The 23,918-nt window shown below is 65.9% G+C and carries 21 protein-coding genes; 14 read left to right on the top strand and 7 right to left on the bottom strand.

All coding sequences use genetic code 11. From position 1 onward, the window contains the following. The first annotated feature begins 18 nt into the window (after positions 1 to 18). Positions 19 to 720 carry an SDR family NAD(P)-dependent oxidoreductase gene (locus JFY56_RS19355; RefSeq protein ID WP_208315683.1) on the top strand — a complete coding sequence of 234 codons (702 nt, stop codon included), beginning with the start codon at positions 19 to 21 and terminating at the stop codon, positions 718 to 720. Positions 721 to 779: 59 nt separating this feature from the next. Here JFY56_RS19355 and JFY56_RS19350 read toward each other — a convergent pair whose 3' ends face one another. Together JFY56_RS19350 and JFY56_RS19345 are read right to left on the bottom strand one after the other, a co-directional pair. Further along, positions 780 to 2,441, bottom strand: a complete 1,662-nt coding sequence (locus JFY56_RS19350) for a SulP family inorganic anion transporter (protein ID WP_208315682.1) — start codon at positions 2,439 to 2,441, stop codon at positions 780 to 782. Positions 2,442 to 2,650: 209 nt separating this feature from the next. Continuing rightward, positions 2,651 to 3,598: an adenosine deaminase gene (locus JFY56_RS19345; protein WP_208315681.1), complete on the bottom strand. Its 948-nt coding sequence runs from the start codon at positions 3,596 to 3,598 to the stop codon at positions 2,651 to 2,653. A gap of 188 nt (positions 3,599 to 3,786) precedes the next feature. Between JFY56_RS19345 and JFY56_RS19340 the strand changes: the two genes are divergently transcribed. Next, entirely contained in the window at positions 3,787 to 4,869 is a 1,083-nt protein-coding gene (locus JFY56_RS19340) for a calcium:proton antiporter (RefSeq protein WP_208315680.1), read from the top strand. A 2-nt stretch (positions 4,870 to 4,871) separates the two neighbouring features. Continuing rightward, positions 4,872 to 5,378, top strand: coding sequence for a nucleoside 2-deoxyribosyltransferase (locus JFY56_RS19335; RefSeq protein ID WP_208315679.1), 507 nt, complete (start codon positions 4,872 to 4,874; stop codon positions 5,376 to 5,378). Between the two features lie 127 nt (positions 5,379 to 5,505). Here the strand turns inward: JFY56_RS19335 and JFY56_RS19330 are convergent, their stop codons facing one another. Both JFY56_RS19330 and JFY56_RS19325 read right to left on the bottom strand, forming a co-directional pair. Then, the gene (locus tag JFY56_RS19330) at positions 5,506 to 6,543 is read right to left on the bottom strand and encodes an energy transducer TonB (RefSeq protein WP_208315678.1); all 1,038 of its coding nucleotides are present in this window, start codon (positions 6,541 to 6,543) and stop codon (positions 5,506 to 5,508) included. A gap of 87 nt (positions 6,544 to 6,630) precedes the next feature. Then, the gene (locus tag JFY56_RS19325; protein WP_208315677.1) at positions 6,631 to 7,596 is read right to left on the bottom strand and encodes a CobW family GTP-binding protein; all 966 of its coding nucleotides are present in this window, start codon (positions 7,594 to 7,596) and stop codon (positions 6,631 to 6,633) included. 76 nt (positions 7,597 to 7,672) lie between these two features. Here JFY56_RS19325 and JFY56_RS19320 point away from each other — a divergent pair, with 76 nt between their 5' ends. Continuing rightward, positions 7,673 to 8,026 carry an NADH:ubiquinone oxidoreductase gene (locus tag JFY56_RS19320; RefSeq protein WP_208315676.1) on the top strand — a complete coding sequence of 118 codons (354 nt, stop codon included), beginning with the start codon at positions 7,673 to 7,675 and terminating at the stop codon, positions 8,024 to 8,026. 100 nt (positions 8,027 to 8,126) lie between these two features. On the opposite strand, the gene zigA is transcribed toward JFY56_RS19320, so the two are convergent. Beyond that, the gene (gene zigA / locus JFY56_RS19315; RefSeq protein WP_208315675.1) at positions 8,127 to 9,329 is read right to left on the bottom strand and encodes a zinc metallochaperone GTPase ZigA; all 1,203 of its coding nucleotides are present in this window, start codon (positions 9,327 to 9,329) and stop codon (positions 8,127 to 8,129) included. Between the two features lie 20 nt (positions 9,330 to 9,349). Next, on the bottom strand, positions 9,350 to 9,754 hold the full coding sequence (dksA, locus tag JFY56_RS19310; RefSeq protein WP_208315674.1) for an RNA polymerase-binding protein DksA: 405 nt from the start codon (positions 9,752 to 9,754) through the stop codon (positions 9,350 to 9,352). A gap of 72 nt (positions 9,755 to 9,826) precedes the next feature. Between dksA and folE2 the strand changes: the two genes are divergently transcribed. Further along, a complete protein-coding gene (gene folE2, locus JFY56_RS19305; protein ID WP_208315673.1) occupies positions 9,827 to 10,723 on the top strand; it encodes a GTP cyclohydrolase FolE2 in 897 nt (298 codons plus the stop codon). Between the two features lie 48 nt (positions 10,724 to 10,771). Here folE2 and cfaB read toward each other — a convergent pair whose 3' ends face one another. Beyond that, positions 10,772 to 11,956: a C17 cyclopropane fatty acid synthase CfaB gene (cfaB, locus tag JFY56_RS19300; protein WP_208315672.1), complete on the bottom strand. Its 1,185-nt coding sequence runs from the start codon at positions 11,954 to 11,956 to the stop codon at positions 10,772 to 10,774. Positions 11,957 to 12,810: 854 nt separating this feature from the next. On the opposite strand from cfaB, the gene JFY56_RS24745 reads away from it, so the two are divergent. The 9 genes from JFY56_RS24745 to JFY56_RS19255 all read left to right on the top strand — a co-directional run bounded on the left by JFY56_RS24745 (position 12,811) and on the right by JFY56_RS19255 (position 23,905). Beyond that, positions 12,811 to 12,900, top strand: coding sequence for a COX aromatic rich motif-containing protein (locus JFY56_RS24745; RefSeq protein ID WP_208315671.1), 90 nt, complete (start codon positions 12,811 to 12,813; stop codon positions 12,898 to 12,900). A 100-nt stretch (positions 12,901 to 13,000) separates the two neighbouring features. Beyond that, on the top strand, positions 13,001 to 14,557 hold the full coding sequence (tssA, locus tag JFY56_RS19290; protein WP_208315670.1) for a type VI secretion system protein TssA: 1,557 nt from the start codon (positions 13,001 to 13,003) through the stop codon (positions 14,555 to 14,557). Between the two features lie 32 nt (positions 14,558 to 14,589). Continuing rightward, positions 14,590 to 15,099, top strand: a complete 510-nt coding sequence (gene tssB / locus JFY56_RS19285; RefSeq protein WP_208315669.1) for a type VI secretion system contractile sheath small subunit — start codon at positions 14,590 to 14,592, stop codon at positions 15,097 to 15,099. Between the two features lie 25 nt (positions 15,100 to 15,124). After that, a complete protein-coding gene (gene tssC / locus JFY56_RS19280; RefSeq protein ID WP_208315668.1) occupies positions 15,125 to 16,600 on the top strand; it encodes a type VI secretion system contractile sheath large subunit in 1,476 nt (491 codons plus the stop codon). Between the two features lie 15 nt (positions 16,601 to 16,615). Further along, entirely contained in the window at positions 16,616 to 17,023 is a 408-nt protein-coding gene (tssE, locus tag JFY56_RS19275) for a type VI secretion system baseplate subunit TssE (RefSeq protein WP_208315667.1), read from the top strand. A 9-nt stretch (positions 17,024 to 17,032) separates the two neighbouring features. Next, positions 17,033 to 18,817 (top strand): type VI secretion system baseplate subunit TssF, encoded by a 1,785-nt coding sequence (gene tssF, locus JFY56_RS19270; protein WP_208315666.1) that lies wholly within the window; start codon positions 17,033 to 17,035, stop codon positions 18,815 to 18,817. Next, positions 18,781 to 19,788: a type VI secretion system baseplate subunit TssG gene (gene tssG / locus JFY56_RS19265; protein WP_208315665.1), complete on the top strand. Its 1,008-nt coding sequence runs from the start codon at positions 18,781 to 18,783 to the stop codon at positions 19,786 to 19,788. The genes tssF and tssG overlap by 37 nt, the downstream gene beginning before the upstream one ends. 6 nt (positions 19,789 to 19,794) lie before the next feature. Beyond that, positions 19,795 to 22,386, top strand: a complete 2,592-nt coding sequence (gene tssH, locus JFY56_RS19260; protein WP_208315664.1) for a type VI secretion system ATPase TssH — start codon at positions 19,795 to 19,797, stop codon at positions 22,384 to 22,386. A gap of 10 nt (positions 22,387 to 22,396) precedes the next feature. Then, positions 22,397 to 23,905: a sigma 54-interacting transcriptional regulator gene (locus JFY56_RS19255; protein ID WP_208315663.1), complete on the top strand. Its 1,509-nt coding sequence runs from the start codon at positions 22,397 to 22,399 to the stop codon at positions 23,903 to 23,905. Positions 23,906 to 23,918: the final 13 nt, after the last annotated feature.

Below are 23,918 nucleotides of genomic sequence, written 5' to 3'. Positions count from 1 at the left end.
ATCCACAAGGAGCAATGGATGGAAAAGAACCTCAAGGGGCAGGTCATCGCCGTCACCGGCGCCTTCGGCAATCTCGGCCTGGCGGTGGCGCAGGCTGCGGCGGAGCGTGGCGCGAAGGTGGTGATGATCGGCCGCTCGGCGGGCGCGGAACTGCCGCCGGCGCTGAGCCACGCGCTGGAGATCACCGGCGTCGACCTGGCTTCCTTCGAGGACGCCCAGGCCGCCATGGCGCGCATCAGGGCCGAATGCGGCCGGCTGGACGCGCTGGTCAACGTCGCCGGCGGCTTCCGCTGGGAAACCCTGGAAGACGGCGACCTGGCCAGCTGGGACTTCCTCTACAACGTCAACCTGCGCACCGCCGCCAGCGCCTCGAAGGCCGCCCTGCCGCTGCTGCTGAAGGCGCCGGCCGGGCGCATCGTCAACGTCGGCGCCAGCGGAGCGCAGAAAGCCGGCAAGGGCATGGGCGCCTACGCCGCCTCCAAGGCCGGCGTGGCGCGGCTGACCGAAAGCCTGGCGGAAGAGTTGAAGGATCGCGGCATCACGGTCAACGCGGTGCTGCCGAGCATCATCGACACCCCGCAGAACCGCGCCGACATGCCCAACACCGACTACAGCCGCTGGGTTACGCCGGAGAAGCTGGCGGCGGTGATCCTGTTCCTGCTCTCCACCGACGCCAGCGCGGTGACCGGGGCGCTGATTCCGGTGACCGGACGAGTGTAAGACCGTAGGGCGGGTGCAACCCGCCAATTCAACGGTGGCGGGTTGCACCCGCCCTACCACTACGCCGTCGCCATCGCTGGCTCCGCCCCCGCCGCCAGCGCGGCATGGAAGTCGGCGTGGTAATGCGCCTCGCCGATCTCGTCGAGCACGCCGACCTTGCGCAGCTTGCCATGCACCCGGGGGTTGGCCTCGCACAGGCGCACAACGATGCCGCGCAGCTTGAGCTGCTGGATCACCTCGCGCAGGGTTTCCAGGCCGGTGATGTCCATGAACGGCACGCGGTGCAGGCGGATGATCAGCTCGCGCGGGTCGGTATGGGTCTGCGCCAGCGCCCGCTCGAAGGTTTCCGCCGCGCCGAAGAACAGCGGCCCCTCGATGGTGTACACCAGCACGCCGGGCGGCAGTTTCTCGATGCCGCGTCCGCGCAGTTCCACTTCCATTTCCTGTTCGGCGACTTCATGCACGCCCACCGAGGACGCCATGCGCCGCATGAAATGCAGCATCGCCAGGATCACCCCGATGTTCACCGCGATCACCAGGTCGCTGAACACGGTGAGCAGGAAGGTGATCAGCAGGATCGCCACGTCCGCCCGCGGGGCGCGCCGGAGCATGCGGGCGAAGTGCTTCACCTCGCTCATGTTCCAGGCGACCACGAAGAGGATCGCCGCCAGCGCGCAGAGCGGGATGTTCGACGCCAGCGGGGCGAGCATCAGCACGATCAGGGTCAGGGTCAGCGCGTGGATCACCCCGGCCAGCGGGCTGTTGCCGCCGTTGCGGATATTGGTCGCGGTGCGGGCGATGGCGCCGGTCGCGGCGAAGCCGCCGAACAGCGGCGCGGCGATGTTGGCGATGCCCTGGCCGACCAGTTCCTGGTTGGAGTCGTGGCGGGTGCCGGCCATGCCGTCGGCGACCACCGCCGACAGCAGCGACTCGATGGCGCCGAGCATGGCGATGGCGAAGGCCGGGCCGATCAGCTCCAGCACGCGCGACAGCGTCACTTCGGGCAGGCTCAGGCTCGGCAGGCCCAGCGGGATGCCGCCGAAGGCGCTGCCGATGGTGGCCACGCCGTCGAAATGGAACAGCGACTGGATGACGGTCACCGCGACCATCGCCACCAGCGGTCCGGGCACCTTGCTCAAGTGCGGAATGCGCGACGTGAAGATCACCAGCGCGAGCGCCAGCAGGGCCAGCACGGTGGTCATGAAATGCAGCTGCGGCAGCGCCTGCAGCAGCTGCCAGAGCTTCTGGTGGAAATGCTCGCCACCAACCGCGGGCAGGCCGAAGAAGTCCTTCCACTGGCCGACCCAGATGATCACCCCGATGCCGGCGGTGAAGCCGACGATGACCGGCGCGGGGATGAACTTGATGATCGCGCCGAGGCGCGTCACGCCGAGCGCCAGCAGGATGATGCCGGCCATGATGGTGGCGATCTGCAGCCCGTCGATGCCGTGCTTGGCCGTTACCCCCGCGAGAATCACGATGAACGCCCCGGTCGGCCCGGCGATCTGCACCCGGCTGCCGCCCAGCAGGGATACCGCCAGGCCGGCGATGATCGCGGTGTAGATGCCCTGCTCCGGCTTCACCCCGGAGCCGATGGCGATGGCGAAGGCCATGGCCAGCGGCAACGCGACGACGCCGACGATCGCCCCCGATACCAGATTGCGCAGCCAGTGCTGGCGGCCGAGCAGGCCAGCTTTCCATGCTTCTTGTATGGCGACCATCATATTCTCCGACAGGGGGACACAAAGCCGGATACTAGCACCGCCCCGGCGCGCCTACCCTTCGTCGTTAGTCGCGCAGGGACGGGCTGGGGAGCCACGATGCTCCGCTTCACGCTGTGCAGGGCGGGATGGGTTGAGCGAAGCGATACCCATGCGGTTTCGGACGATGGGTATCGCAACCACCACGATCCCAGCGGGTTGCACCCGCCCTACACCATCCGCGCATCCATGCTGTTCTGCGCCAGCTTCCGCGCCTGGGCCTCGGTCATGCCGAGGTGGTCGTGCAGCGCCTGGAAGTTCTCCGCCACGTAGCCGCCGAAGTAGGCCGGATCGTCCGAGTTCACCGTCACCTTCACGCCCTGTTCGAGCATGTCGAGGATGTTGTGCTCGCGCATATGCCCGAACACGCAGAGCTTGATGTTGGACAGCGGGCAGACGGTCAGCGGGATCTGTTCGTCGATGATGCGCCGCATCAGCTCCGGGTCCTCGGCGGCGCGCACGCCGTGGTCGATGCGTTCGACCTTGAGCAGGTCCAGTGCTTCCCAGATGTACTCCGGCGGGCCTTCCTCGCCGGCATGGGCGACGGCGCGGAAGCCCTCCGCCCGCGCCTTGTCGAACACGCGCTGGAACTTGCGCGGCGGGTGGCCGACTTCGGAGCTGTCGAGGCCGACGGCGATGAAGGCGTCGCGGAACGGCATGGCTTGCTCCAGGGTCCTGAACGCCTCTTCCTCGGACAGATGGCGCAGGAAGCTGAGGATCAGCCCGTGGCTGATGCCCAGTTGCTTCTCGCCGTCCCGCAGCGCCGCCTGGATGCCGTTGATCACCACTTCGAAGGGGATGCCGCGGTCGGTGTGGGTCTGCGGGTCGAAGAACGGCTCGACGTGCACCACGCCCTGCGCCTTGCATTTCTGCAGGTAGGCCCAGGTCAGGTCGTAGAAGTCCTGCTCGCTGCGCAGCACGTTCGCGCCGGCGTAGTAGAGGTCGAGAAATTCCTGCAGGTTGTTGAAGGCATAGGCCTTGCGCAGGGTCTCGACGTCGGCCCAGGGCAGCGCGACGCCGTTGCGCTCGGCGAGGGCGAACAACAGCTCCGGCTCCAGCGTGCCTTCCAGATGCAGGTGCAGTTCCGCCTTGGGCAGCGCGTTGATCCATTCGTACATGGCGAGGTCTCGTTATCAGGCTGATCTGCCGCCAGTTTAACCGCTGAAGGAAGGCGCCGTAGGTTGGCGCTGAGCTTGCGAAGCCCAACGGCGCCATGGCTCGACAGATGTTGGGCTTCACTGCGTTCAGCGCCAACCTACGTGTGCCGCTAAGATGATCGTTGCCCTTCCGGAATGGACCCCGCCCTATGCTGCGCCTGCTCAGAGAGGAAAAATTCCTCCTCGTCGCCCTGCTCCTCGCGGTCATCGTCTATCCGCTGGAACACAGCCTGCTGGAAGGTGGCAAGACCGTCGCCGGGGCGGTCGCGGCGGTGCTGCTGGCGGCGATCATCGGCGTCTCGCTGCGCGTCGCGCACCACGCGGAAATCCTCGCGGAGAAGGTCGGCGAGCCCTACGGCACGATGATCCTGACCCTCGCTGCGGTGCTGGTGGAGGTGGTCATCCTGGCCATCATGATGGGCCACAACCACTCGCCGACCCTGGCCCGCGACACCATCTACGCGGCGGTGATGCTCGACATGAACGGCATCCTCGGCCTCGCCGCGCTGCTCGGCGGCCTCAAGCACGGCGAGCAGTCCTACAACGACGACTCCGGCAAAACCTACGTGACCATGATCCTCACCGCCGTGGGCATTTCCATGGTCATCCCGGAACTGATCCCGGCGCCGCTGTGGAAGCACTATTCGGTGTTCACCATCGGCTGCATGGTGATGCTCTACGGCCTGTTCCTGCGCATGCAGACCGGCCAGCACAGCTACTTCTTCGCCTACAACTACGCCACCCACGGCGACCCGCACGATACCCATGGGGAGCATGGCAACAGCCGGCAGTCGATGGCGCTGCTGGTGGCCGGCGTGGTGCTGATCGGCGCACTCGCCGAGGTGATGTCCAAGGCGCTGGACGTCGGCCTGGAAGGCAGCGGCGTGCCGCCGATCCTGCCGGCGCTGCTGGTGGCGGCGATCTCCGCCAGCCCGGAAATCCTCACCGCGCTGCGCGCCGCGCTGGCCAACCGCATGCAGCCGGTGGTCAACATCGCCCTCGGCGCCTCGCTGTCGACGGTGATCCTCACCGTGCCGGTGATCGAGGCACTGGCACTGTTCCGCGATCAGCCGATCCAGATGGCGATGACCCCGCTGCAGACCGGCATGATGTTCATCACTCTGATCGTCGCGGGCTTCAACCTGCACGACGGCAAGACCAATGCCATCGAGGGGATGACACACTTCGTGCTGTTCGCCACCTTCCTCATGCTGACCATTCTCGGACTGTAACGATGCTGAAGATCTACCTGGCCGGCCCGGACGTGTTCCGTCCGGATGCCATGGAGCACGGCGCAAGGCTCAAGGCGCTGTGCGCGGAGTTCGGTTTCCACGGACTCTATCCGCTGGATTGTGCGGTGCCGGAGGAGATCGCCGACGGCCACGAGCGGGCCCGATGGATCTACCAGGCCAATATCGCCCTGATCGCCGAGGCCGATTGCCTGCTGGCCAACCTGGATGCTTTCCGCGGGAGCGAACCGGACAGCGGTACCTGCTTCGAACTGGGCTACGCCGCCGCCCTCGGCAAGCCGCTGTATGGCTATGTCGGCGCGACCGGCGACTATGCCGAACGCCTGCGCCGCGAGCATCCCGAATGGCTGGGCGAGGCCGGCCATGACCGCGACGGCAACGCGCTGGAGGCCTTCGGCCTGTCGCACAACCTGATGCTCGCGGTGCCCGCGCGGATAGCCATCGGCGGCCCGCGCGAAGCACTGGAGCTGATCACCGTAGGTTGGCGCTGAGCGTAGCGAAGCCCAATGGTGCCACTGCCGGGCTCATGTTGGGCTTCGCTACGCTCAGCGCCAACCTACGTCGTTGCAAACAAAAACCGCGCCCAGGGCGCGGTTTTCGTATTCCGGGACGATCGGCTCAGCGCCGCCCTTCCAACTTGAAGAAGAACACCTTGGTCGCCTTGCGCGCGACGATCCGGCCGCCGCTGACGCGCGGTTCGAAGCGCCACTTCTGCATGGCCACGCGCACGGCGTTGTCGAACATCCGCGACGGCACCGACTCCAGTACCTGGATATCGTTGATACGCCCATCGCTGGTGATGGTGAACAGCACCTTCACGCGGCCTTCGACGCCACGGCTGAGGGCCATGCGCGGGTAGACCGGCGGGTCCATGCGCAGCGGCTTGATGTCGCTGTCGTTCAGGCTGCCGGTGGGCAGGCCGGCCGGCCCCTGCGAACCGGTCGGCGCGGACTGCGCGCCCGGCGTGAACTGTCCGACCACCGGGGCCGCGGGTGGTGGCGGCGGAGCGGGCGGAGTCGGCTGCGCGGAGGTCTCCTGCACCGGTTCCGGGTCCGGCTCGGGTTTGGGCTTCGGCTTGGGTTTCGGCGAAACCTTGGGCACCGCCTTTTCCACCGGTTTGGGTTTCGGCTTGGGCTTCTCCACCACCGGTTTCGGCGGCTCGACCGGCTTCGGCGGCTCCGGTTCCGGCGGCGGGGGCACCGGCTCGGGCGCGGCGGCCGGCGGCTGCGGGACTGGGTCGGGCTTCTTCTCCAACTGGACGAAGCTCACCTGCATGGCCTTGGGCATCTCGCCATGGCCGAGGTTGAGCTCGCTGGGAGTCGGCGCGACCCAGACCAGCCCGGCGACGATAGCCACATGCATGGCGACGGCCAGGACGGAACTCTTCGCCCAGCCACCCTGGCGCTTCGGATCATCGCCCTCTTCCACGCCTTCCACCGGGGTGGCATAGGGGATCACCAGTTCTTCAGGAATCACCTCTTCATCGCGGCGACCGCCCTGGCAACTCACCACGCGCAGGGTGGCCTCGTTGACCCGCTGGGCATTCACGCAGGGCAGCGTGAGGCCCTCGTCCCCGGCGGCGGGGGGCGACAGGAGGGCCTCAGCGGACGCGGCAACTGCGGCGCCCGCTGACGAGCGAGAATGCGATGAAGACATGGGAAAGCCTGCGAAGTGTTGGCACGAAGCACTATCTGCTGATAATTATTATCATTCACCAAAGGCCATCAGGGCAACCTCATCCCGTCAGCCCGGAATGAACGCACAGCGTAGCAGTCCATCCTGCAACTGCTGTGCATCCTGCTCGCCGTCGAATATCAGCTCGATACGGCTGTCCCGCCGCCAGGCGCTGACCTGCCATGCCCCCTCGGCGGAAAGCCGGTTGCAGGATAGCCACCCCTCCTGGCAATGCACCACCGCCTTGACCCGCAGCAGCCCGGACAGCTGCGCCAGCCAGGCATCCAGCGCATTCCGGTCAAAGCACCAGTCGCGATGGAAACGCCAGCCAATGGCCTGGCGACCTTCCTCGACGTGGATCTGGCGCAGCGGCTGGTCGCGCAGCAGCAGCGAAGGCACCACCTCATCCCGTGGCGACGGCAGCTCCCCGGCTACGGGGCTGCTCGCGCCCTGCCAACCGGGCAATTCCTCGATCGGCAGACAGCCGCGGTTGGTCCAGCGCAGCGGGCGGTCCGGCATCTGCACCTGCAGCCGCTCGCGAACCGAGGCATTCAGACCTTCCGCCTTGTTCAGCAGCACCAGCCCCGCCTGTTCCAGCGCTTCGCGCTGGCTATCCGGCAACACGGCGCCAGCGGCCAGCGCGGCCGCGTCGAGCACCAGCAACGCCGGCTGTACATCCAGTACGCCCTGCCACGGCGGCGCCTGCAACTGCGCCAGCAACTGCACCGGATGGCCAAGACCGGAGGGCTCGATGAACAGCCGATCAGGCCGCGCCTTGCGCAGCAGGCGCGACAGGCCGACCTGGAAGGGCACGCCGTTGACGCAGCACAGGCAGCCGCCGGCGACTTCACCGAGGGCGACGCCATCGGCATCGCTGCTGAGCAACGCGGCATCCAGGCCGACCTGGCCGAATTCGTTGACCAGCACCGCCCAGCGCTCGCCCGCGGGGCGCTGGCCGAGCAGATGGCGGATCAGGCTGGTCTTGCCGGCGCCCAACGGGCCGCCGATCACATGGGTGGGGATCTGAGTGAGCATCGGCCTATGGTGCCGCCTGACGAGTGCCAGGAAAAGCATTAGAGTCGCCCCTTCCATCAACGCGGACCCATTGCCCATGCGCCTGCCGGCCCTTTTCCTGCTTACCGCCCTCCCCCTGCTCGCCCACGGCGAAGCCTGCGTGGTGCACAGCCAGGGCAAGGACGTCGACGTGAAGGTCTGCCAGCAGAACCGCAGCATCCCGGCCAAGCTGTTCCGCGAAGGCTTCTGCCAGCCGCAGCTGCAGGGCCAGAAAGTCGAGGTGGATTTCGCCGAAAGCTGCCCGCCGGGCGCCTTCGGCATCTGCCACAACGCCCAGGTGACGAACATGCCCTATCGCCAGGACATCCACTACTACGGCGTGGCCAGCGACGCGCGCTTCCTCGCGCCATTCTGCGAAAGCCAGAGCCACGGCGAGTGGAAGAAACCGTAAAGGTCCGCCCCGTAGGTTGGCGCTGAGCTTGCGAAGCCCAACATCAGCAACCACCAGCAACCACCGCGCCGGGTCGTTGGGCTTCGTGCCTCAGCCCAACCTACGACGGCTCCGACCAGCTTTCGAACGGATCGCCCAGCCGCCGCCAGCCCTCCAGCCCCAGGCGCATTTCCTCGTCGTCGAGCAGACAGCTGTCGAGCTCCGCAGTCAGCCGCTCGAAATCGATGCCCTGGCCGATGAACACCAGTTCCTGACGGCAATCGCCGCACTCCGCCTGCCAGTTGCGCATGATCGCGCGCACTCCGTCCTCGTCCTGCGGCCAGTCCTCCTTCGGCACGAAGCGCCACCAGCGTCCGGCATGACCATGCCGCGCCATCCCGCCGGCCTGCGACCAGCTGCCCGCCTCGCTCGGCCGGCTGGCCAGCCAGAAGAAGCCCTTGGAGCGCAGCAGCCGGCCGTTGTCCCAGCTGCGCGAGAGGAACTCGTGGAAGCGCTGCGGATGGAACGGCCGGCGTGCGCGATAGGCGCGGGAGGCGATGCCGTATTCCTCGGTTTCGGGCACATGCTCGCCACGCAGCTCCCTGAGCCAGCCCGGCGCCTGGGCGGCGCGCTCGAAGTCGAAGCGGCCGGTGTCGAGGATCTTCTCCAGCGGTACTCGCCCCATGCTTATCGGCTGGATCTCCGCCTCGGCATTCAGCCCGCGCAGGATGGCGGTCAGCTCCTCACGCTCGGCACTGGAAATCAGGTCGATCTTGCTGATCAGGATGACGTCGGCGAACTCCACCTGCTCGATCAGCAGGTCGGTGATCGAGCGCTCGTCCTGCTCGCCCAGCGTCTCGCCGCGGCTGGCCAGGCTTTCCGCCGCCTGGAAGTCGCGCAGGAAGTTCAGCCCGTCGACCACCGTGACCATCGTATCCAGCCGCGCCAGATCGGACAGGCTGCGGCCCGCGTCATCGCGAAAGGTGAAGGTCTCGGCAACCGGCAGCGGCTCGGAAATGCCGGTGGATTCGATCAGCAGGTAGTCGAAGCGCCCCTCGCGAGCCAGCCGGCTGACCTCTTCCAGCAGGTCCTCGCGCAGGGTGCAGCAGATGCAGCCGTTGCTCATCTCGACGAGCTTCTCTTCCGCGCGATTCAGGCTGACGTCGCGCTGGACTTCGCTGCCGTCGATGTTGATTTCGCTCATGTCGTTGACGATCACCGCCACCCGGCGGTTCTCGCGGTTCTTCAGCACATGGTTGAGCAGCGTGCTCTTGCCGGCGCCAAGGAAGCCGGACAGCACGGTAACGGGGAGGCGTTGGTTCACGGTCGTGTTCTCGTTGGTCATCAGGGTTCGCGCAGGTGTACTTCGCGCCGTTCCTGGCGCTCCTTGGCCTCGACGCAGAGGGTCGCGGTCGGTCGCAGCAGCAGGCGGCGCAGGCCGATGGGCTCGCCGGTTTCCACGCACCAGCCGTACTCGCCACGGGCCAGGCGCTCCAGGGCGTGGTCGATCTTGTCGAGCAGGCGCTTTTCCCTTTCCAGCAGGCGCAATTGCCATTGCCGCTGCTCCTCGCGACTGGCCATGTCGGCCTCGTCGCTGGGCCGGTCGTCGTCGCGCAACTCGCCGAACTCACCCTCGATGCGCGAGCGCAGGACATCCCGCTGTTCCAGCAGCAGATCGCGGAAATAACCCTGCTGCTCGTCGCTCATGTAGGCGGAGGCGGGTTGGGCAAGCAGTTCCTGTTCGGTCACGACGGTCTCCGGCAGCGTCTTTTGATGTTATATTATAACAATTCAAAAACAGCAAACCAACGACGCCACACCATGACCGCATTCCCCCTCCCGGATATCGCCAGCCAGACCACCATCACCCCCATCGCCCTCGACTGGGTAGGCATGCAGGGCATCGCCGTGCCGATCCGCCTTGCCGGCGAGCGCACCAGCGCACTGGCCGACGCCGGCGTCAGCCTGGATGCCGCCAGCGCGCGCGGCATCCATATGTCGCGCCTGTACCTGGCCCTCGGCCAACTGGAAAACCACGAGCTGACGCCGGTCCTGCTGCGCGAGGTGCTGCAGGCGTTCCTCGCCAGTCACGCGGGACTCTCCAATCGCGCCAGCCTGCGCCTGGGTTTCGACGCGCTGCTGCGCCGCCCCGCGCTGGTCAGCCCGCTGAGCGGCTGGAAGCGCTATCCCTGCGAACTCCACGCGAGCCTCGAAGGCGATGTGCTGAAAGTCGAACTGCGCCTGCAGGTTGCCTATTCCTCGACCTGCCCCTGCTCCGCGGCGCTGGCCCGGCAACTGATCCAGGCACGCTTCGACAGCGACTTCGGCGGGCGCGCCCTCGATCACACGGAAGTCCGTACCTGGCTCGGCAGCAGCGACGGCATCGTCGCCACGCCGCATAGCCAGCGCAGTACGGCGGACCTGCATGTGCAACTGGCCCCGGACCTGGCAGACCTGCCGCTGGAGTCGCTGATCGACAGCACCGAAGCCTGCCTCGGCACCGCGCTGCAGACCGCCGTGAAACGCGCCGACGAGCAGGCATTCGCCCTCGCCAACGGGCAGAACCTGATGTTCTGCGAGGACGCCGCCCGGCGCCTGCACCAGGCCCTGGCCGCGCGCGACGAGCTAGTGGGTTTCAGGCTGACGGTGATCCACGCGGAAAGCCTGCACGCCCACGATGCGGTGGCGTCGAGCAGTTGGCGCAGGGCGCAGCCATGAAAAAGGCGACCGTCCTTGCGGCACGGTCGCCCTTTCGTTCGTGGCGGATCAGGAATAGATGTCGCGGCGGCTCCACGGCAGTTCGTGGGAACCATCGGCATGCGGCCGGGTGGCGAGGATCTGGTGCAGGTTGATCCAGTTGTGCCTGAAGCCGTAGGCGCAGCCGGCCAGGTACAGGCGCCAGATGCGCAGCGCCTGCTCGGACACCAGCGTGGCAGCTTTCTTCAGGTTCGCTTCCAGTCCCGCGCTCCAGAAGTCCAGGGTGCGCGCGTAATGCAGGCGCAGGCTCTCGACATCCACCACTTCCAGACCGGCATCGCTCATCGACGCCACGGCCTGCGCCAGATGCGGCAACTCGCCGTGGGGGAACACGTAGCGGTCGATGAAATCGCCGGCACCGCGCCCCACCGGCCGGCCATCGGTATGCCGCGAGGTGATGCCATGGTTCATCACCAGGCCACCCGGGCGCACCGCATCGAACAGATGCTGGAAGTAGATGCCCAGGTTGGCGTGGCCGACGTGCTCGAACATGCCGACGCTGACCACCTTGTCGAAGCGGCCGTCACGCGGCAGGTCGCGATAGTCCCACAATTCGATGGTGACCTTGCCGTCCAGTCCCTCGGCCTTCACCCGCTCGCGCCCCAGCTTGTGCTGCTCCTCGCTGAGGGTGATGCCCAGCACCTCGACACCGAACTCCCGCGCCGCCAGCCGCGCCAGCCCGCCCCAGCCGCAGCCGACGTCGAGCAGGCGCTCACCCGGCTTCAGGCGCAGCTTGCGGCAGAGATGGCGGAGCTTGGCCAGCTGGGCGGTGGCGAGGTCTTCCTGGCCGGTCTCGAAATAGGCGCAGGAGTAGACCATCTCCGGGTCGAGCCAGAGCTGGTAGAAGTCGTTGGAAAGGTCGTAGTGGTAGCGGATGGCTTCGGCGTCGGTGGCCTTGTCATGGCTCCTGCGCGAGTAGTCGCCGCTGCCGTCATCCGGCGCGAGCGCGGCGGTCAGCGCATCCCCCATGGCGATCACCGCGCCGATCGGCCCTTCGATGTCCATGCGTTGCTCTACATAGGCACGGCCGAGCAGATCGAGGCTGGGACGGGTGATTTCCGTCAGCAGCGTCGGGTCGCGTACGACGATCGTCACCTGCGGGTCCGGCCCGAGGTCGAACGCCTGGGCCTCGCCGATGCGGATGCGCAACGGCAACTGCAGGGACAGCAACTCAGAGGGCAGATTGGCTTTCATGCAAACCTCCCGGTCACGTGACTGGCTCCACTATAGATCAGACCACCCATAGCCTGTTTTTATGGCCCGACCCGATGAAAGTCTATCGACACGCCGAGCAGACACGGTGCCGCCGGCGATGCATAGTTCGCTATGCAAGCGTAGCAGGCACGCTCCCGCCGCTCCTGCCACGGCAAGATAGAATCCCCGCCATTGCGTCCGGATGGCAGCCCTGACGCGGCACAGGCCGCGGCAGGCAGGTGGCATGGGCTCGAACCGCCTGGTCGAATATCGAACAGTCCGTCGACCTACCGATTGACCGGCCCATGGCCAGCTTCTATCGTGGTGCCGCCTCGCATCCCTCGGGCGACTTGTCAGGTACCCCTCGAAGGACCGTGGTACGACCTTGTCCACAAGACAAGGTCGCTTCTCCTCCCCCTGCGTCGCGGCTCCCGCCGCCCAGCCTCGGTGCCCCGTCCCCACCCCGGACGCGCCGGCACCGGGGGAAGGTTGGCCGCAGCTCTCGATCTCTCCCTGTTCGAGCGACGTGTTCGCGCGCAGGCCGGCACAAATGAAACTCGACCCGCCCCGCTGGAATAACAATCCCGAAGCGCCCACTTATTCCTGGAATATAAAGTCGATATGGGTAGCCATGCCGGCGTCTACAGGAAATAAATAAGAAATATCATACAAACTGCCAGAAATCTCTTATTCAATTATCAACAACAACTGTAAGAATCAGAGACTTCCGAAATACCCCCGAATACCCAATCACCATTTAGCAATAAAGAAAGACATCCGCGCCAAGCCAGTGCCCATCGAGCCTGGCGACGTACCACTTCAGGATACTCGTGAACCGACATCACAATTAGAGAGTGGGCTTCTTGTGGCAAAAAATAGAGAAACCTAATATCCGCCACCCAGTACGATACTTCGCGCAAGTCCTTGCGTATTCCCGATCGTAGAAAGTCACGAAGTAACAACCACGGGTGAAATGGAACATTCACCACACAACTGGAAATCAGCACTTCGCCAAGCAATAAACGCTTGAAATGAACGCCACGGATGACTTACTCGAGCAAGCTGACAGCCCATTACCTTGAACTGGCGAGAAGGCCCGTTTCCGCAAACGACTTCGCCGGTGAAGACGTTCGCTATTCCAGCGCGTACGAGACGCTGGAAGACGAACTGGCCAAGGCCACAACCCTGCACAACAGCGGGCAGATCGACTGGCAACGGGTGCGGGAAGGCAGCGAAGCCATTCTCCGCGACCAGTCGAGGGACCTGCGCGTTGCCGCATGGCTCTGCTGGGCGCTGCACCAGTGCGAGTCGTTTCCCGGCCTGCTGGCTGGAGCAGGCCTGCTGCACCACCTCTGCGAACACCACTGGGAGCAGCTCCACCCCCGCAAGGACAGAACCCGCGCGGCGGCGATCAACTGGCTGATCCCCCGCCTCGAACAGGTCATGGCGGAAAACCTGGCGATCAAGGACCAGTTGCCCCTTTTCCGCCAGCTTTCCGCACACCTGCGCGGCATGGACGACTGCCTTTCCCGCCATCTGGGCGAGGAATCCCCGCTGCTCCTGCCAATCTGCCGCCGCCTCGACGAAATGATCCAGCGCGCCACCGCAGGCCAGCCCGAACCCGGCAGCGTGGGCGCCGTGGTGGCCCAGGTGAAACAGGCGGCGAGCCAGATCATCAGTGCCAGCAGCGCCATCGACAACGAGCGGGATGCCCACAAGACGCTGCGCGCCCTGCAGGACAATGCCCGTCCCCTGTGCGCCTGGTGGCTGCAGCAGAAAGCCACTGACTCGCGCGCCCTGCGCCTGAACCGAACCCTGCTGTGGCTGCCGATCGACAGCCTGCCCGAGCACAACGCCGACCACATCACCGCCCTGCGCAGCCTCCCGACGGACAAGCTGCGCAGCTATCGGGAACGCTTCGACAGGGGCCAATACCCCGATCTGCTGGTCGACGTCGAAAGCAGCCTGACCCGCGCTCCGTTCTGGTTCGACGGGCAACGCATCGCCTGGGAATGCCTGCTGGAACTGAACGCCGAAAGCGCCATGCGCGAAGTGGAAATTCACTTCGCGCTGCTCCTCCAGCGGCTGCCGGGGCTGGTCGATCTGCGCTTCCATGACGGCAGCCCGTTCGCCGACGCCGAGACCCGCAACTGGATCGGCAGCCGCGTCATGCCCCATCTCCAACCCCACGGCAACACCCGGGCAGAACCCGTCCGGGATACCCAGGCGCCGTGGGAACAAGGGCTGCAGGAAGCCCTCTCGATACTGCGCCAGGACGGCCTCAAGTCCGCGGTGCAACACCTCAAGCAGGGCCTGCAGTACGCCACCGGCGGGCGCCAGCGCTTCTTCTGGCAGTACGGCCTGGCCCGTCTCTGTCATCACGCGAAGAAATACGAGCTGGCCAAGACCCAGCTGGATGCCCTCGATCGTGAACTGCAGAAATCCGGCCTGCAGCAATGGGAACCCGATCTCTGCCTGGAAGTACTGCACCTGCTCTACAACTGCTGCGAGCTGCTGCCGCAGAGCCATGTGGTGCGCGAGCACAAGGACGAAATCCACCGAAGGCTGTGCCATCTCGACCTCGAGATGGTGCTCGACTAGCCCACCGGACATCACCGCAAAGGAGAAATGCAATGGCCAAGAAAGAAGGCTCGGTAGCCCCCAAGGAGCGCATCAACGTCACCTTCAAGCCCGCGACGGGCAATGCCCAGGAGGAAATCGAACTCCCCCTGAAGCTGCTCGTCCTGGGCGACTTCACCCAGCGTGAGGACTCGACCAAGGTCGAGGACCGCAAACCGATCGGCATCGACAAGAACAACTTCGACGAAGTCCTGGCCAAGCAGGAACTGCAGCTCACCCTCAGCGTGCCCAACCGGCTCCAGGATGGCGACGACGGCGAAGACCTGGCCCTCGGCCTGAAGGTCAACTCGATGAAGGACTTCAACCCCGCCAATCTCGTCGAGCAGGTACCGGAGCTGAAAAAGCTGATGGAACTGCGCGACGCGCTGGTCGCCCTGAAAGGCCCGCTGGGCAATGCCCCGGCCTTCCGCAAGGCCATCGAAAGCGTACTGGCCGACGACGACTCGCGGAACCGCGTACTGGGCGAGCTCGGCCTGGACGCCAAACCCACCCAGGATGCCTGACAGCCAGGAAAAGGAAGCCCAGAGAATGACTACCAGCACCGCCCGCGAACACAGCAGCACCCTCGCCGAAGGGGGAATTCTCGACCGCATCATCGCGGAAACCCGACTGACGCCGGACGACGAGGCCTATGGCATCGCCAAGCGCGGCGTTTCGGCCTTCATCGAGGAACTGCTGAAACCGCAGAACCAGCACGAACCGGTAAAGAAGGCGCTGGTCGACCGCATGATCGCGGAGATCGACGCCAAGCTCAGCCAGCAGATGGATGAAATCCTACACAACCCGCAATTCCAGGCACTGGAGTCCTCCTGGCGGGGCCTGAAACTGCTGGTGGACCGCACCGACTTCCGCGAGAACGTCAGGATCGAAATCCTCAACGTCTCCAAGCAGGACCTGCTGGAAGACTTCGAGGACTCCCCGGAGGTCGTCCAGTCGGGCCTCTACAAGCACATCTATACGGCCGAGTACGGCCAGTTCGGCGGCCAGCCGGTCGGCGCGATCATCGCCAACTACTACCTCGACCCCAGCGCGCCGGACATCAAGACCATGCAGTACGTCTCCAACGTGGCGAGCATGTCCCACGCGCCGTTCATCGCTGCCGCCGGTCCCCGGTTCTTCGGCCTGGAAAGCTTCACCGGCCTGCCCGACCTGAAGGACCTCAAGGATCATTTCGAAGGCCCGCAATTCGCCAAATGGCAAAGCTTCCGCGAACAGGAGGACTCGCGTTATGTCGGCCTGACCGTACCGCGCTTCCTGCTGCGCACCCCGTACGACCCGGAAGAAAACCCGGTGAAGACCTTCGTCTACAAGGAGAACGTGGCCAACAGTCACGAACACTACCTGTGGGGCAACACCGCCTATGCCTTCGCCAGCCGCCTGAGCGACAGCTTCGCCAAGTTCCGCTGGTGCCCGAACATCATCGGTCCGCAGAGCGGCGGCGCGGTCGAGGATCTGCCCCTGCACCACTTCGAGAGCATGGGCGAGATCGAAACCAAGATCCCGACCGAAGTGCTGGTTTCCGACCGTCGCGAGTACGAACTGGCGGAAGAAGGCTTCATCTCCCTGACCATGCGCAAGGGCAGCGACAACGCGGCGTTCTTCTCCGCCAACTCGGTGCAGAAGCCGAAGTTCTTCGGCATCAGCGAGGAAGGCCGCACCGCGGAGCTGAACTACAAGCTCGGCACCCAGCTGCCGTACCTGTTCATCATCAACCGCCTGGCGCACTACCTGAAAGTGCTGCAGCGCGAGCAGATCGGCGCCTGGAAGGAACGCACCGACCTGGAGCTGGAACTGAACAAGTGGATTCGCCAGTACGTCGCCGACCAGGAGAACCCCAGCGCCGAGGTACGCAGCCGTCGCCCGCTGCGCGCAGCACAGGTACTGGTCAGCGATGTGGAGGGAGAACCGGGCTGGTACCGGGTCACCCTGAGCGTGCGCCCGCATTTCAAGTACATGGGGGCGGACTTCACGCTGTCGCTGGTCGGCAAGCTCGATAAAGAGTGAGCCGAGGGCTGAGCGATGAGCGCATACGGCAGCCTGTTCGAGCGCCTGAGCGGCGAAGCCGGCAAACGTGCCGGCTGGAGCCGCGAGATAGCCGTGACGGCCTCGGTGGCGGCCCACCTGGCGAAGATGCTCAGCACCCGTGCGGGCAGCGTGCAGACGCTGCCCGACTACGGCCTGCCCGATCTCAACGACATGCGCCTGAGCCTGCACGACTCGCTGAGCCAGGCCCGCAGCGCCATCGAGCGCTTCATCGAAGCCTACGAACCGCGCCTCTCCCAGGTGCGCGTCGTATCGCTGCCTCGCAATCACGATCCGCTGAATCTGGCCTTCGCCATCGAAGGGATGCTGGAAATCGACGGGCTCAAGCGGCACACCCGCTTTTCCGCACGCCTGGATGGCAGCGGTCAGGTCAGGGTCCAGTAGGGAAAGCCGATGTCCTTCAACCACTACTACCAGAGCGAGCTCAGCGCCCTGCGCCAACTGGGCCGGCAGTTCGCCGAGCGCAGCCCGGCGCTGGCGCCGCTCCTTGCCCAGAGCGGGCGCGATCCGGATGTCGAGCGGCTGCTCGAAGGCTTCGCCTTCCTCACCGGGAGGCTGCGGCAGAAGCTCGACGATGAGCTGCCGGAGCTGACCCATTCGCTGATGCACCTGCTGTGGCCGAACTACATGCGGCCGCTGCCGGCATTCAGCATGCTGCAATTCGATCCATTGCCACACCCCGGCGTATTGCCGGTTCCACGCGGGACGTCCGTTGAAAGCAACCCCATCGACGGAGTGCGCTGCCGCTTCCGCACCTGCTTCCCCACCCAGGTGCTGCCGCTGGCCCTGACGGCGCTGAGCTATTCGGTGAAAGGCGACGGGGCCCTGCTCAGCGTGCGCCTGGAAATGTGCTGCGACGGCCACCTCGGCGAACTGGAAATGGATCGCCTGCGCTTCCACCTCGCTGGCGAACGCCATGTCAGCCAGACGCTCTACCTCTGCCTGCTGCGCCATCTGCATGATGTGGAAGTGGTGCCACTGGATGACCGGCAGCGTGAGCTGCGCGCAGCCAATGACCTGCCGCTGGCCGTGCGTCTGGACAGTGCGCAGGTACAACCGGTCGGCTTCGCCGAAGAAGAAGCGCTGATCCCCTATCCGCTGAACACCTTCCGTGGTTATCGCTACCTGCAGGAGTACTTCGCCTTCCAGGAGAAGTTCCAGTTCGTCGAACTGTCCGGTCTCGAACAGCTCAGGCGCATCCCGGAAGAACAACTCAAGCGGGCCCGCGGGCTGGAACTGCGTTTCGATATCCGCAAGAGCGGCATCCAGCGCCTGCGCCCGACCAAAGAGAACCTGAAGCTGCACTGCACGCCGGTCGCCAACCTGTTCAGACACGATGCGCTGCCTATCCGGCTGGACGGCAAGCAGGACGAATACCTGCTGCTCCCCGCCGAACACTCCCCGGAGCGCTGCGGGATATTCTCGGTGGAGCGCGTGACCGGCTGGCAAGCGGGAGGCCAGGGCTACCTGGACTATGTGCCCTTCGAGTCCTTCGAGCACGACCGCAGCTTCGACGTGCCCAATCCTCGTCCCCACTTCAGCGTCCGCCAGCGCAACTCCTTGCTGCACGGCGGCCTGGACACCTACCTGAGCTTCGGCAACCGCCCCGTCGAACAGATGGAGACCCTCTCGGTCGAGATCGTCTGCAGCAACCAGAACCTGCCCCAGCGCCTGAAGCTGGGCGATATCTGCCAACCCTGCGAGGGAACCCCCGGACTCCTGAGCTTCCGCAACATCACGCCAGCCACGCCGAGCTATGCCCCTCCGCTGGATCGCGACTTCCTCTGGAAGCTGATCAGCAACATGTCGCTCAACTACCTGTCGCTGGCCAATGTCGATGCGCTCCGGGTGATCCTCGAGACCTACGACTTCCCCCGCTACTACGACCAGCATGCGGCCAGAGTCAGCAAGCAGTTGCTGGGCGGTCTCAAGTCGATCCGCCACAAGGCTGTCGACCGGCTGTATCGCGGCCTGCCCCTGCGCGGCCTGCGCACCGAGCTGACGATCGATCCGGACGGCTACATCGGCGACGGCGAGATGTTCGTCTTCGCCTCGGTACTCAATGAATTCTTCGCGCTCTACGCCAGCCTCAACTCGTACCACGAGCTGCAGGTGAAGGGCGCCCAGGGAGAGGTTTACCAATGGACGCCCCGCATGGGACAGCAGCCCCTGCTCTGAGCCGCATCAGCCAGGGCATCCGCGAGTACTCGCTGTTCCAGGGCATACGGCTGGTGCTCGAGCGCCTGCGCAAGGCACATCCGCAGCTGTCCGAGGACGAGCTCCATGAGCGCCTGGAGTTCCAGGCGAACCCGAGCCTGGGCTTCCCCGGCAGCGACATCGACTGCGTACGGTTCTTCGAGGAAGACGGAGAGCTGCGCGCCTGCCTGCGTCTCAACCTGATCGGGCTGAGCGGATCCGGTTCGCCATTGCCGGCCTTCTACGGCGAGCAGGCACTTGGCGATGGCGAAGAAGGAAACCCGACCCGTCTCTTCCTCGACCTCTTCCACCACCACCTGCAACGCCTGCTGCTGCCGATCTGGCACAAGTACCGCTACCGCGTACGCTTCCAGGAAGGTGCAACGGACGCATTCTCGGAGCAGCTGTTCGCCCTGATCGGCCTGGCCGGAGCAGAAATCCGCAAGGCCGAGGAGCTCAACTGGAAACGCCTGCTGCCCTATCTCGGCCTGCTCAGCCTGCGCGCCCACTCGGCTGCGCTGATCGAGGCAGTGCTGCGCTACTACTTCAAGCACGCCGCGCTGTTCATCGAACAGTGCATCGAGCGCAGGGTGGCGATACCCGCCGAGCAGAGCAATCGTCTCGGCCTCGCCAGCAGCCGCCTGGGTGACGAACTGGTGCTGGGCGAGCAGGTGCGCGACCGCAGCGGCAAGTTCCGCATTCACATTCGCCAGCTCGACTGGCAGCGCTTCCACGACTTCCTGCCGATCGGCGCAGGCCACCAGCCGCTTCGCGCGCTGGTGCGTTTCACGCTGCGCGACCCGCTCGACTACGACCTGCACCTGGAACTGCGCCGGGACTCCATACGCGAACTGCGGATCGGCAAGGACAACCCATGCCGACTGGGCTGGACCAGTTGGCTGGGCCCCGAACATGCCGACGGCATCGTCGTCCTCGGCAGCACGACTCATTAAGGATTGATGAAGATGATCAACGTCGACCTGCAACAACTCGTCCAGGCGCTGGACGCCTTGACCCGCCGCGACCTCGAAGACGCCGCCAGCCGCTGCGCCGCCCGTGGCGGAGCCAGGGTCCTCGTCGAGGATCTGCTGCTGGCGCTGCTGGAGCGTCCTCAAGGCCTGCTGGCCCGAGCCCTGCAGGACGCCGAAGTGGAGCCGGGGGAACTGGCCGCCGTCCTGCAACCGCGCAGCGAGCAGGAGTCGGCGCGCAATCCGGTGTTCTCCCTGGAACTGGTGCAGTGGCTGCAGGACGCCCTGCTGGTCGCCAACCTCGAACTGCAGCAGAGCCATATCGACCAGGCGGCGCTGATCCTGGCCCTGCTGCGCAACCCACTGCGCCATGCGGGCAGCCGCTACCAGGAGTTGCTGGCGCGGATCGACTGCGCACGCCTGCGTGACTACGCACGCGCCCAGCAACCCGAAACCCCGTTGTCTGCGCCAACAGCGGCCGGCGAAGGCATCCTCCAGCGCTTCACCCACGACCTGACCCGGCAGGCCCGCGAGGGCCGGCTCGACCCGGTGCTCTGTCGCGATGCGGCGATCCGCCAGATGATCGACATCCTCGCGCGGCGACGGAAGAACAACCCGATCGTGGTCGGCGAGGCCGGCGTCGGCAAGACTGCCGTGGTCGAAGGCCTGGCTGCGCGCATCGCCCAGGGCGAAGTCCCGGACGCCCTCAAGGGTGTGCAACTGCTGTCGCTCGACCTCGGCCTGCTGCAGGCCGGCGCCAGCATCAAGGGCGAATTCGAGCGCCGCCTGAAGGGCGTGATCGACGAGGTCAAGGCCTCGCCCCAACCCATCGTCCTGTTCATCGACGAAGCCCACACCCTGATCGGCGCCGGCGGGCAGGCCGGCGCCTCGGACGCCGCCAACCTGCTCAAGCCGGCCCTGGCACGCGGGGAATTGCGCACCATCGGCGCGACCACCTGGAGCGAATACAAGAAGTACTTCGAGAAGGACCCGGCCCTGGCGCGGCGTTTCCAGCCCGTGCAACTGCACGAACCGACCATCGCCGAGGCGATCACCATCCTGCGCGGCCTGGCACAAGTCTACGAGCAGAGTCACGGCATCTATCTGCGGGACGACGCGGTAGTCGCCGCAGCGGAACTCTCGGCCCGCTACCTCGCCGGCCGCCAGCTTCCGGACAAGGCCGTGGACGTGCTCGACACCGCCTGCGCCCGCGTGCGCATCAGCCTCGCCGCAGCACCGGAGAGCCTGGAAAACCTGCGCAACGAACTGGCCGAAGGTGAACGTCAGCGTCAGGCCCTGCGCCGCGATGCCGAAGCCGGACTGGCGATAGACGAAGAGGCGCTGTCCGCCCTGGAGCAGCGCCTGGCCGAGGCCCGCGACAGGCAGGGCGAACTGGAAGGACTCTGGCATGAACAGCGCCGGCAGGCCGGGTATCTGCTCGAACTGCGCCAACGCCTGGCGAAGGCCCGCACTGCAAGCGACGAAGACGGGGAAGATCCGCAGGCCCTGCAAGCCGAGCTGGATACCGCCCAGGTCGCCCTGCTCCAGTCCCAGGCCAGGCAGCGTCTGGTGAGTTTCGAAGTCTGCCCGCGCCTGGTCGCCGAAGTGATCAGCCACTGGACCGGCGTGCCGCTCGCGCAACTGGCCCGCGAGCACAACGCCAGGGTCGCCAGCTTCGCCGAAGACCTGCGCCAGCGCGTGCGTGGCCAGGACCAGGCGGTCCAGGCCCTCGACCGCGCGATGCGAGCCGTGGCCGCCGGCCTGAACAAGCCGGATGCGCCTGTCGGCGTATTCCTCCTGGTGGGGCCCAGCGGGGTCGGCAAGACCGAAACCGCCCTGGCCCTGGCGGACCTGCTGTACGGCGGCGAACGCTTCCTCACCACCATCAACATGTCCGAGTTCCAGGAGAAGCACACCGTCTCCCGCCTGATCGGCGCGCCGCCAGGCTATGTCGGATATGGCGAGGGCGGCATGCTCACCGAAGCGGTACGACAGAAGCCCTACTCCGTGATCCTCCTCGACGAGGTCGAGAAGGCCGATCCGGATGTGCTCAACCTTTTCTATCAGATCTTCGACAAGGGCATCGCCAACGACGGCGAAGGACGCGAGATCGACTTCCGCAACACGCTGATACTGATGACCTCCAACCTCGCCAGCGAGCGCATCGCCACGCTCTGCACAGGCGACGCGCGCCCGGACGCCGAGGAGCTGGAGCAGGCCATTCGCCCCGCGCTCAGCCGCCACTTCAAACCGGCCCTGCTGGCGCGAATGCGGGTGGTGCCCTACTACCCGGTGGGCGGTGCGGTCCTGCGCGAACTGATCGAACTCAAGCTGCAGCGTCTCGGCCAGCGCCTGGCCTGTCGCCAACTGGACTTCAGCCACTGCCAGGGGCTGGTCGATCATCTGGCCGAACGCTGCACGCAAGGTGAAAGCGGCGCCCGGCTCATCGACCACCTGCTCGACAACCACCTGCTGCCGCTGATCACCGACCACCTGCTGGACGCCATGGCCAGAGGGGAGACCCTGAGTCGAGCACATGCCAGTCTCGACGCCGATGGCGGCATCGTCTGCGAGGTCGCCTGAATTGAGCTCGATGCTGTCCCAGATCCCCCAGCCCCTGCGCTATGCCGAAGCGCTGCTGCACCGCTATGCCGGGTTGGCGGGGGTGTCCGATCCGCATGCCTTGCTGGAGAAGTTCGTCGAAGCGATCGCCGAGCTCAGCGGTTGCGAGCTCGTCCAGCTCTATCTGCTCGACGCGACCCATACCTGCCTGCATCGGAGCGCGGAGAGCCATCTGGGACACATGCAACTGGCTGCAGATACCGCCCTGCCGGCCGATTACCGGGACGCCCAGCTCCTGCAGTTCGCGCTGTGCCAGAACCGCATCATCAGCCTCGACGAGCTCAACCCCAGCCTGCATGAAACCGGCTTCCTGCCGGCCACGGAAACACCCTGGCGGAGCCTGCTCTGCATACCGCTCCCGGGGCCGCGAAAAACACCGCAGGGCGTCCTGCTCTGCGCCAGCCGGCAACCGCGGGACCTACGGAGGCTGGCCGACAGCCTCGGACAGCTCGGAGCATTCGTTCTCGGCCAGCTGCACCTGCTGCGCAGACTGCAGGCGCCACAGCAGGACAGCCCCGCGCCCGCTCCAGTAGCGCGCCCCGGCGGCTATGGCCTGATCGGCGACAGCCCGGCCATGCGCCGCACCTGCCAGTTGATCGGCAAGGTCCTGCACGCCCCTTGCACCGTCCTCATCACCGGCGAAACCGGCACCGGCAAGGAGCTGGTGGCACGCGCGGTCCATGAGTGCGGCTCCCGGCGGAACCGGCCGTTCATCGTGCAGAACTGCGCGGCGCTTCCCGAGAACCTGCTGGAAAGCGAGCTGTTCGGCTACCGCAAGGGCGCCTTCACCGGAGCCGACCGCGACCGGCAGGGACTGCTCGACGCAGCCGACGGCGGCACCCTTTTCCTCGATGAGGTAGGCGACATGCCGCTTGCCCTCCAGGCCAAGCTGCTGCGCGTTCTCCAGGATGGCGAAGTGCGGCCGCTGGGCTCCAGCAAGACGCACCGGGTCGACGTGCGAGTCATCGCCGCGACCCACCGCGACCTGTCCGCACTGGTCAGCGACGATCGCTTCCGCGAAGACCTCTACTACCGCCTGATGCAGTTCCCCATCGAGCTGCCCCCCTTGCGCCAGCGCGGCGAAGACATCGCACAGCTCGCCCGGCACTTCGCGGAAAAGGCCTGCGCCTTCTTCCAGCGCCCACCCTGCCAATGGTCCGGGCCGACGCTCGCCCGCCTGTCGAGCCACGCCTTCCCGGGCAACGTGCGCGAACTCAAGGGGCTGGTCGAACGGGCGGTACTGCTCTGCGAAGGGAACATCCTGCTGCCGGAACACTTCCCCTTCGACGAGCAGAAAGCTGGCAACGACCGCCCCCAGAGCCTGCGCGAGCGGCTGGAACAGATGGAGCGCAAGTTGCTGATCGAATGCCTGCAAAGGAATGGCAGCAACCAGGCAAACGCAGCCCAGGAATTGGGACTGCCCCGCCGCACCCTGCAGTACCGCATGAGCCGGCTGAAGATCAGCCTCGGCAAGCACTGAAGAGCGAGAAACA

Source organism: Pseudomonas schmalbachii (assembly GCF_017589465.1).
In the GTDB taxonomy this organism is placed as follows: domain Bacteria; phylum Pseudomonadota; class Gammaproteobacteria; order Pseudomonadales; family Pseudomonadaceae; genus Pseudomonas; species Pseudomonas schmalbachii.
The sequence above is the reverse complement of the archived record's forward strand: the minus strand, read 5'-3'. Positions and strand labels throughout refer to the sequence as shown.

Coding starts and splice junctions, on each gene's coding strand:
- JFY56_RS19355 (WP_208315683.1), top strand. CDS start 19: ATGGAAAAGAACCTCAAGGGGCAGGTCATCGCCGTCACCGGCGCCTTC.
- JFY56_RS19320 (WP_208315676.1), top strand. CDS start 7,673: ATGCGCCTGCCGGCCCTTTTCCTGCTTACCGCCCTCCCCCTGCTCGCC.
- tssH (WP_208315664.1), top strand. CDS start 19,795: ATGAAGATGATCAACGTCGACCTGCAACAACTCGTCCAGGCGCTGGAC.
- cfaB (WP_208315672.1), bottom strand. CDS start 11,956: ATGAAAGCCAATCTGCCCTCTGAGTTGCTGTCCCTGCAGTTGCCGTTG.
- JFY56_RS19325 (WP_208315677.1), bottom strand. CDS start 7,596: ATGCTCACTCAGATCCCCACCCATGTGATCGGCGGCCCGTTGGGCGCC.
- tssA (WP_208315670.1), top strand. CDS start 13,001: ATGACTTACTCGAGCAAGCTGACAGCCCATTACCTTGAACTGGCGAGA.
- JFY56_RS19330 (WP_208315678.1), bottom strand. CDS start 6,543: ATGTCTTCATCGCATTCTCGCTCGTCAGCGGGCGCCGCAGTTGCCGCG.
- JFY56_RS19340 (WP_208315680.1), top strand. CDS start 3,787: ATGCTGCGCCTGCTCAGAGAGGAAAAATTCCTCCTCGTCGCCCTGCTC.
- JFY56_RS19345 (WP_208315681.1), bottom strand. CDS start 3,598: ATGTACGAATGGATCAACGCGCTGCCCAAGGCGGAACTGCACCTGCAT.
- JFY56_RS19255 (WP_208315663.1), top strand. CDS start 22,397: ATGCTGTCCCAGATCCCCCAGCCCCTGCGCTATGCCGAAGCGCTGCTG.
- tssE (WP_208315667.1), top strand. CDS start 16,616: ATGAGCGCATACGGCAGCCTGTTCGAGCGCCTGAGCGGCGAAGCCGGC.
- tssF (WP_208315666.1), top strand. CDS start 17,033: ATGTCCTTCAACCACTACTACCAGAGCGAGCTCAGCGCCCTGCGCCAA.
- tssC (WP_208315668.1), top strand. CDS start 15,125: ATGACTACCAGCACCGCCCGCGAACACAGCAGCACCCTCGCCGAAGGG.
- JFY56_RS19350 (WP_208315682.1), bottom strand. CDS start 2,441: ATGGTCGCCATACAAGAAGCATGGAAAGCTGGCCTGCTCGGCCGCCAG.
- folE2 (WP_208315673.1), top strand. CDS start 9,827: ATGACCGCATTCCCCCTCCCGGATATCGCCAGCCAGACCACCATCACC.
- tssG (WP_208315665.1), top strand. CDS start 18,781: ATGGACGCCCCGCATGGGACAGCAGCCCCTGCTCTGAGCCGCATCAGC.
- tssB (WP_208315669.1), top strand. CDS start 14,590: ATGGCCAAGAAAGAAGGCTCGGTAGCCCCCAAGGAGCGCATCAACGTC.
- JFY56_RS19335 (WP_208315679.1), top strand. CDS start 4,872: ATGCTGAAGATCTACCTGGCCGGCCCGGACGTGTTCCGTCCGGATGCC.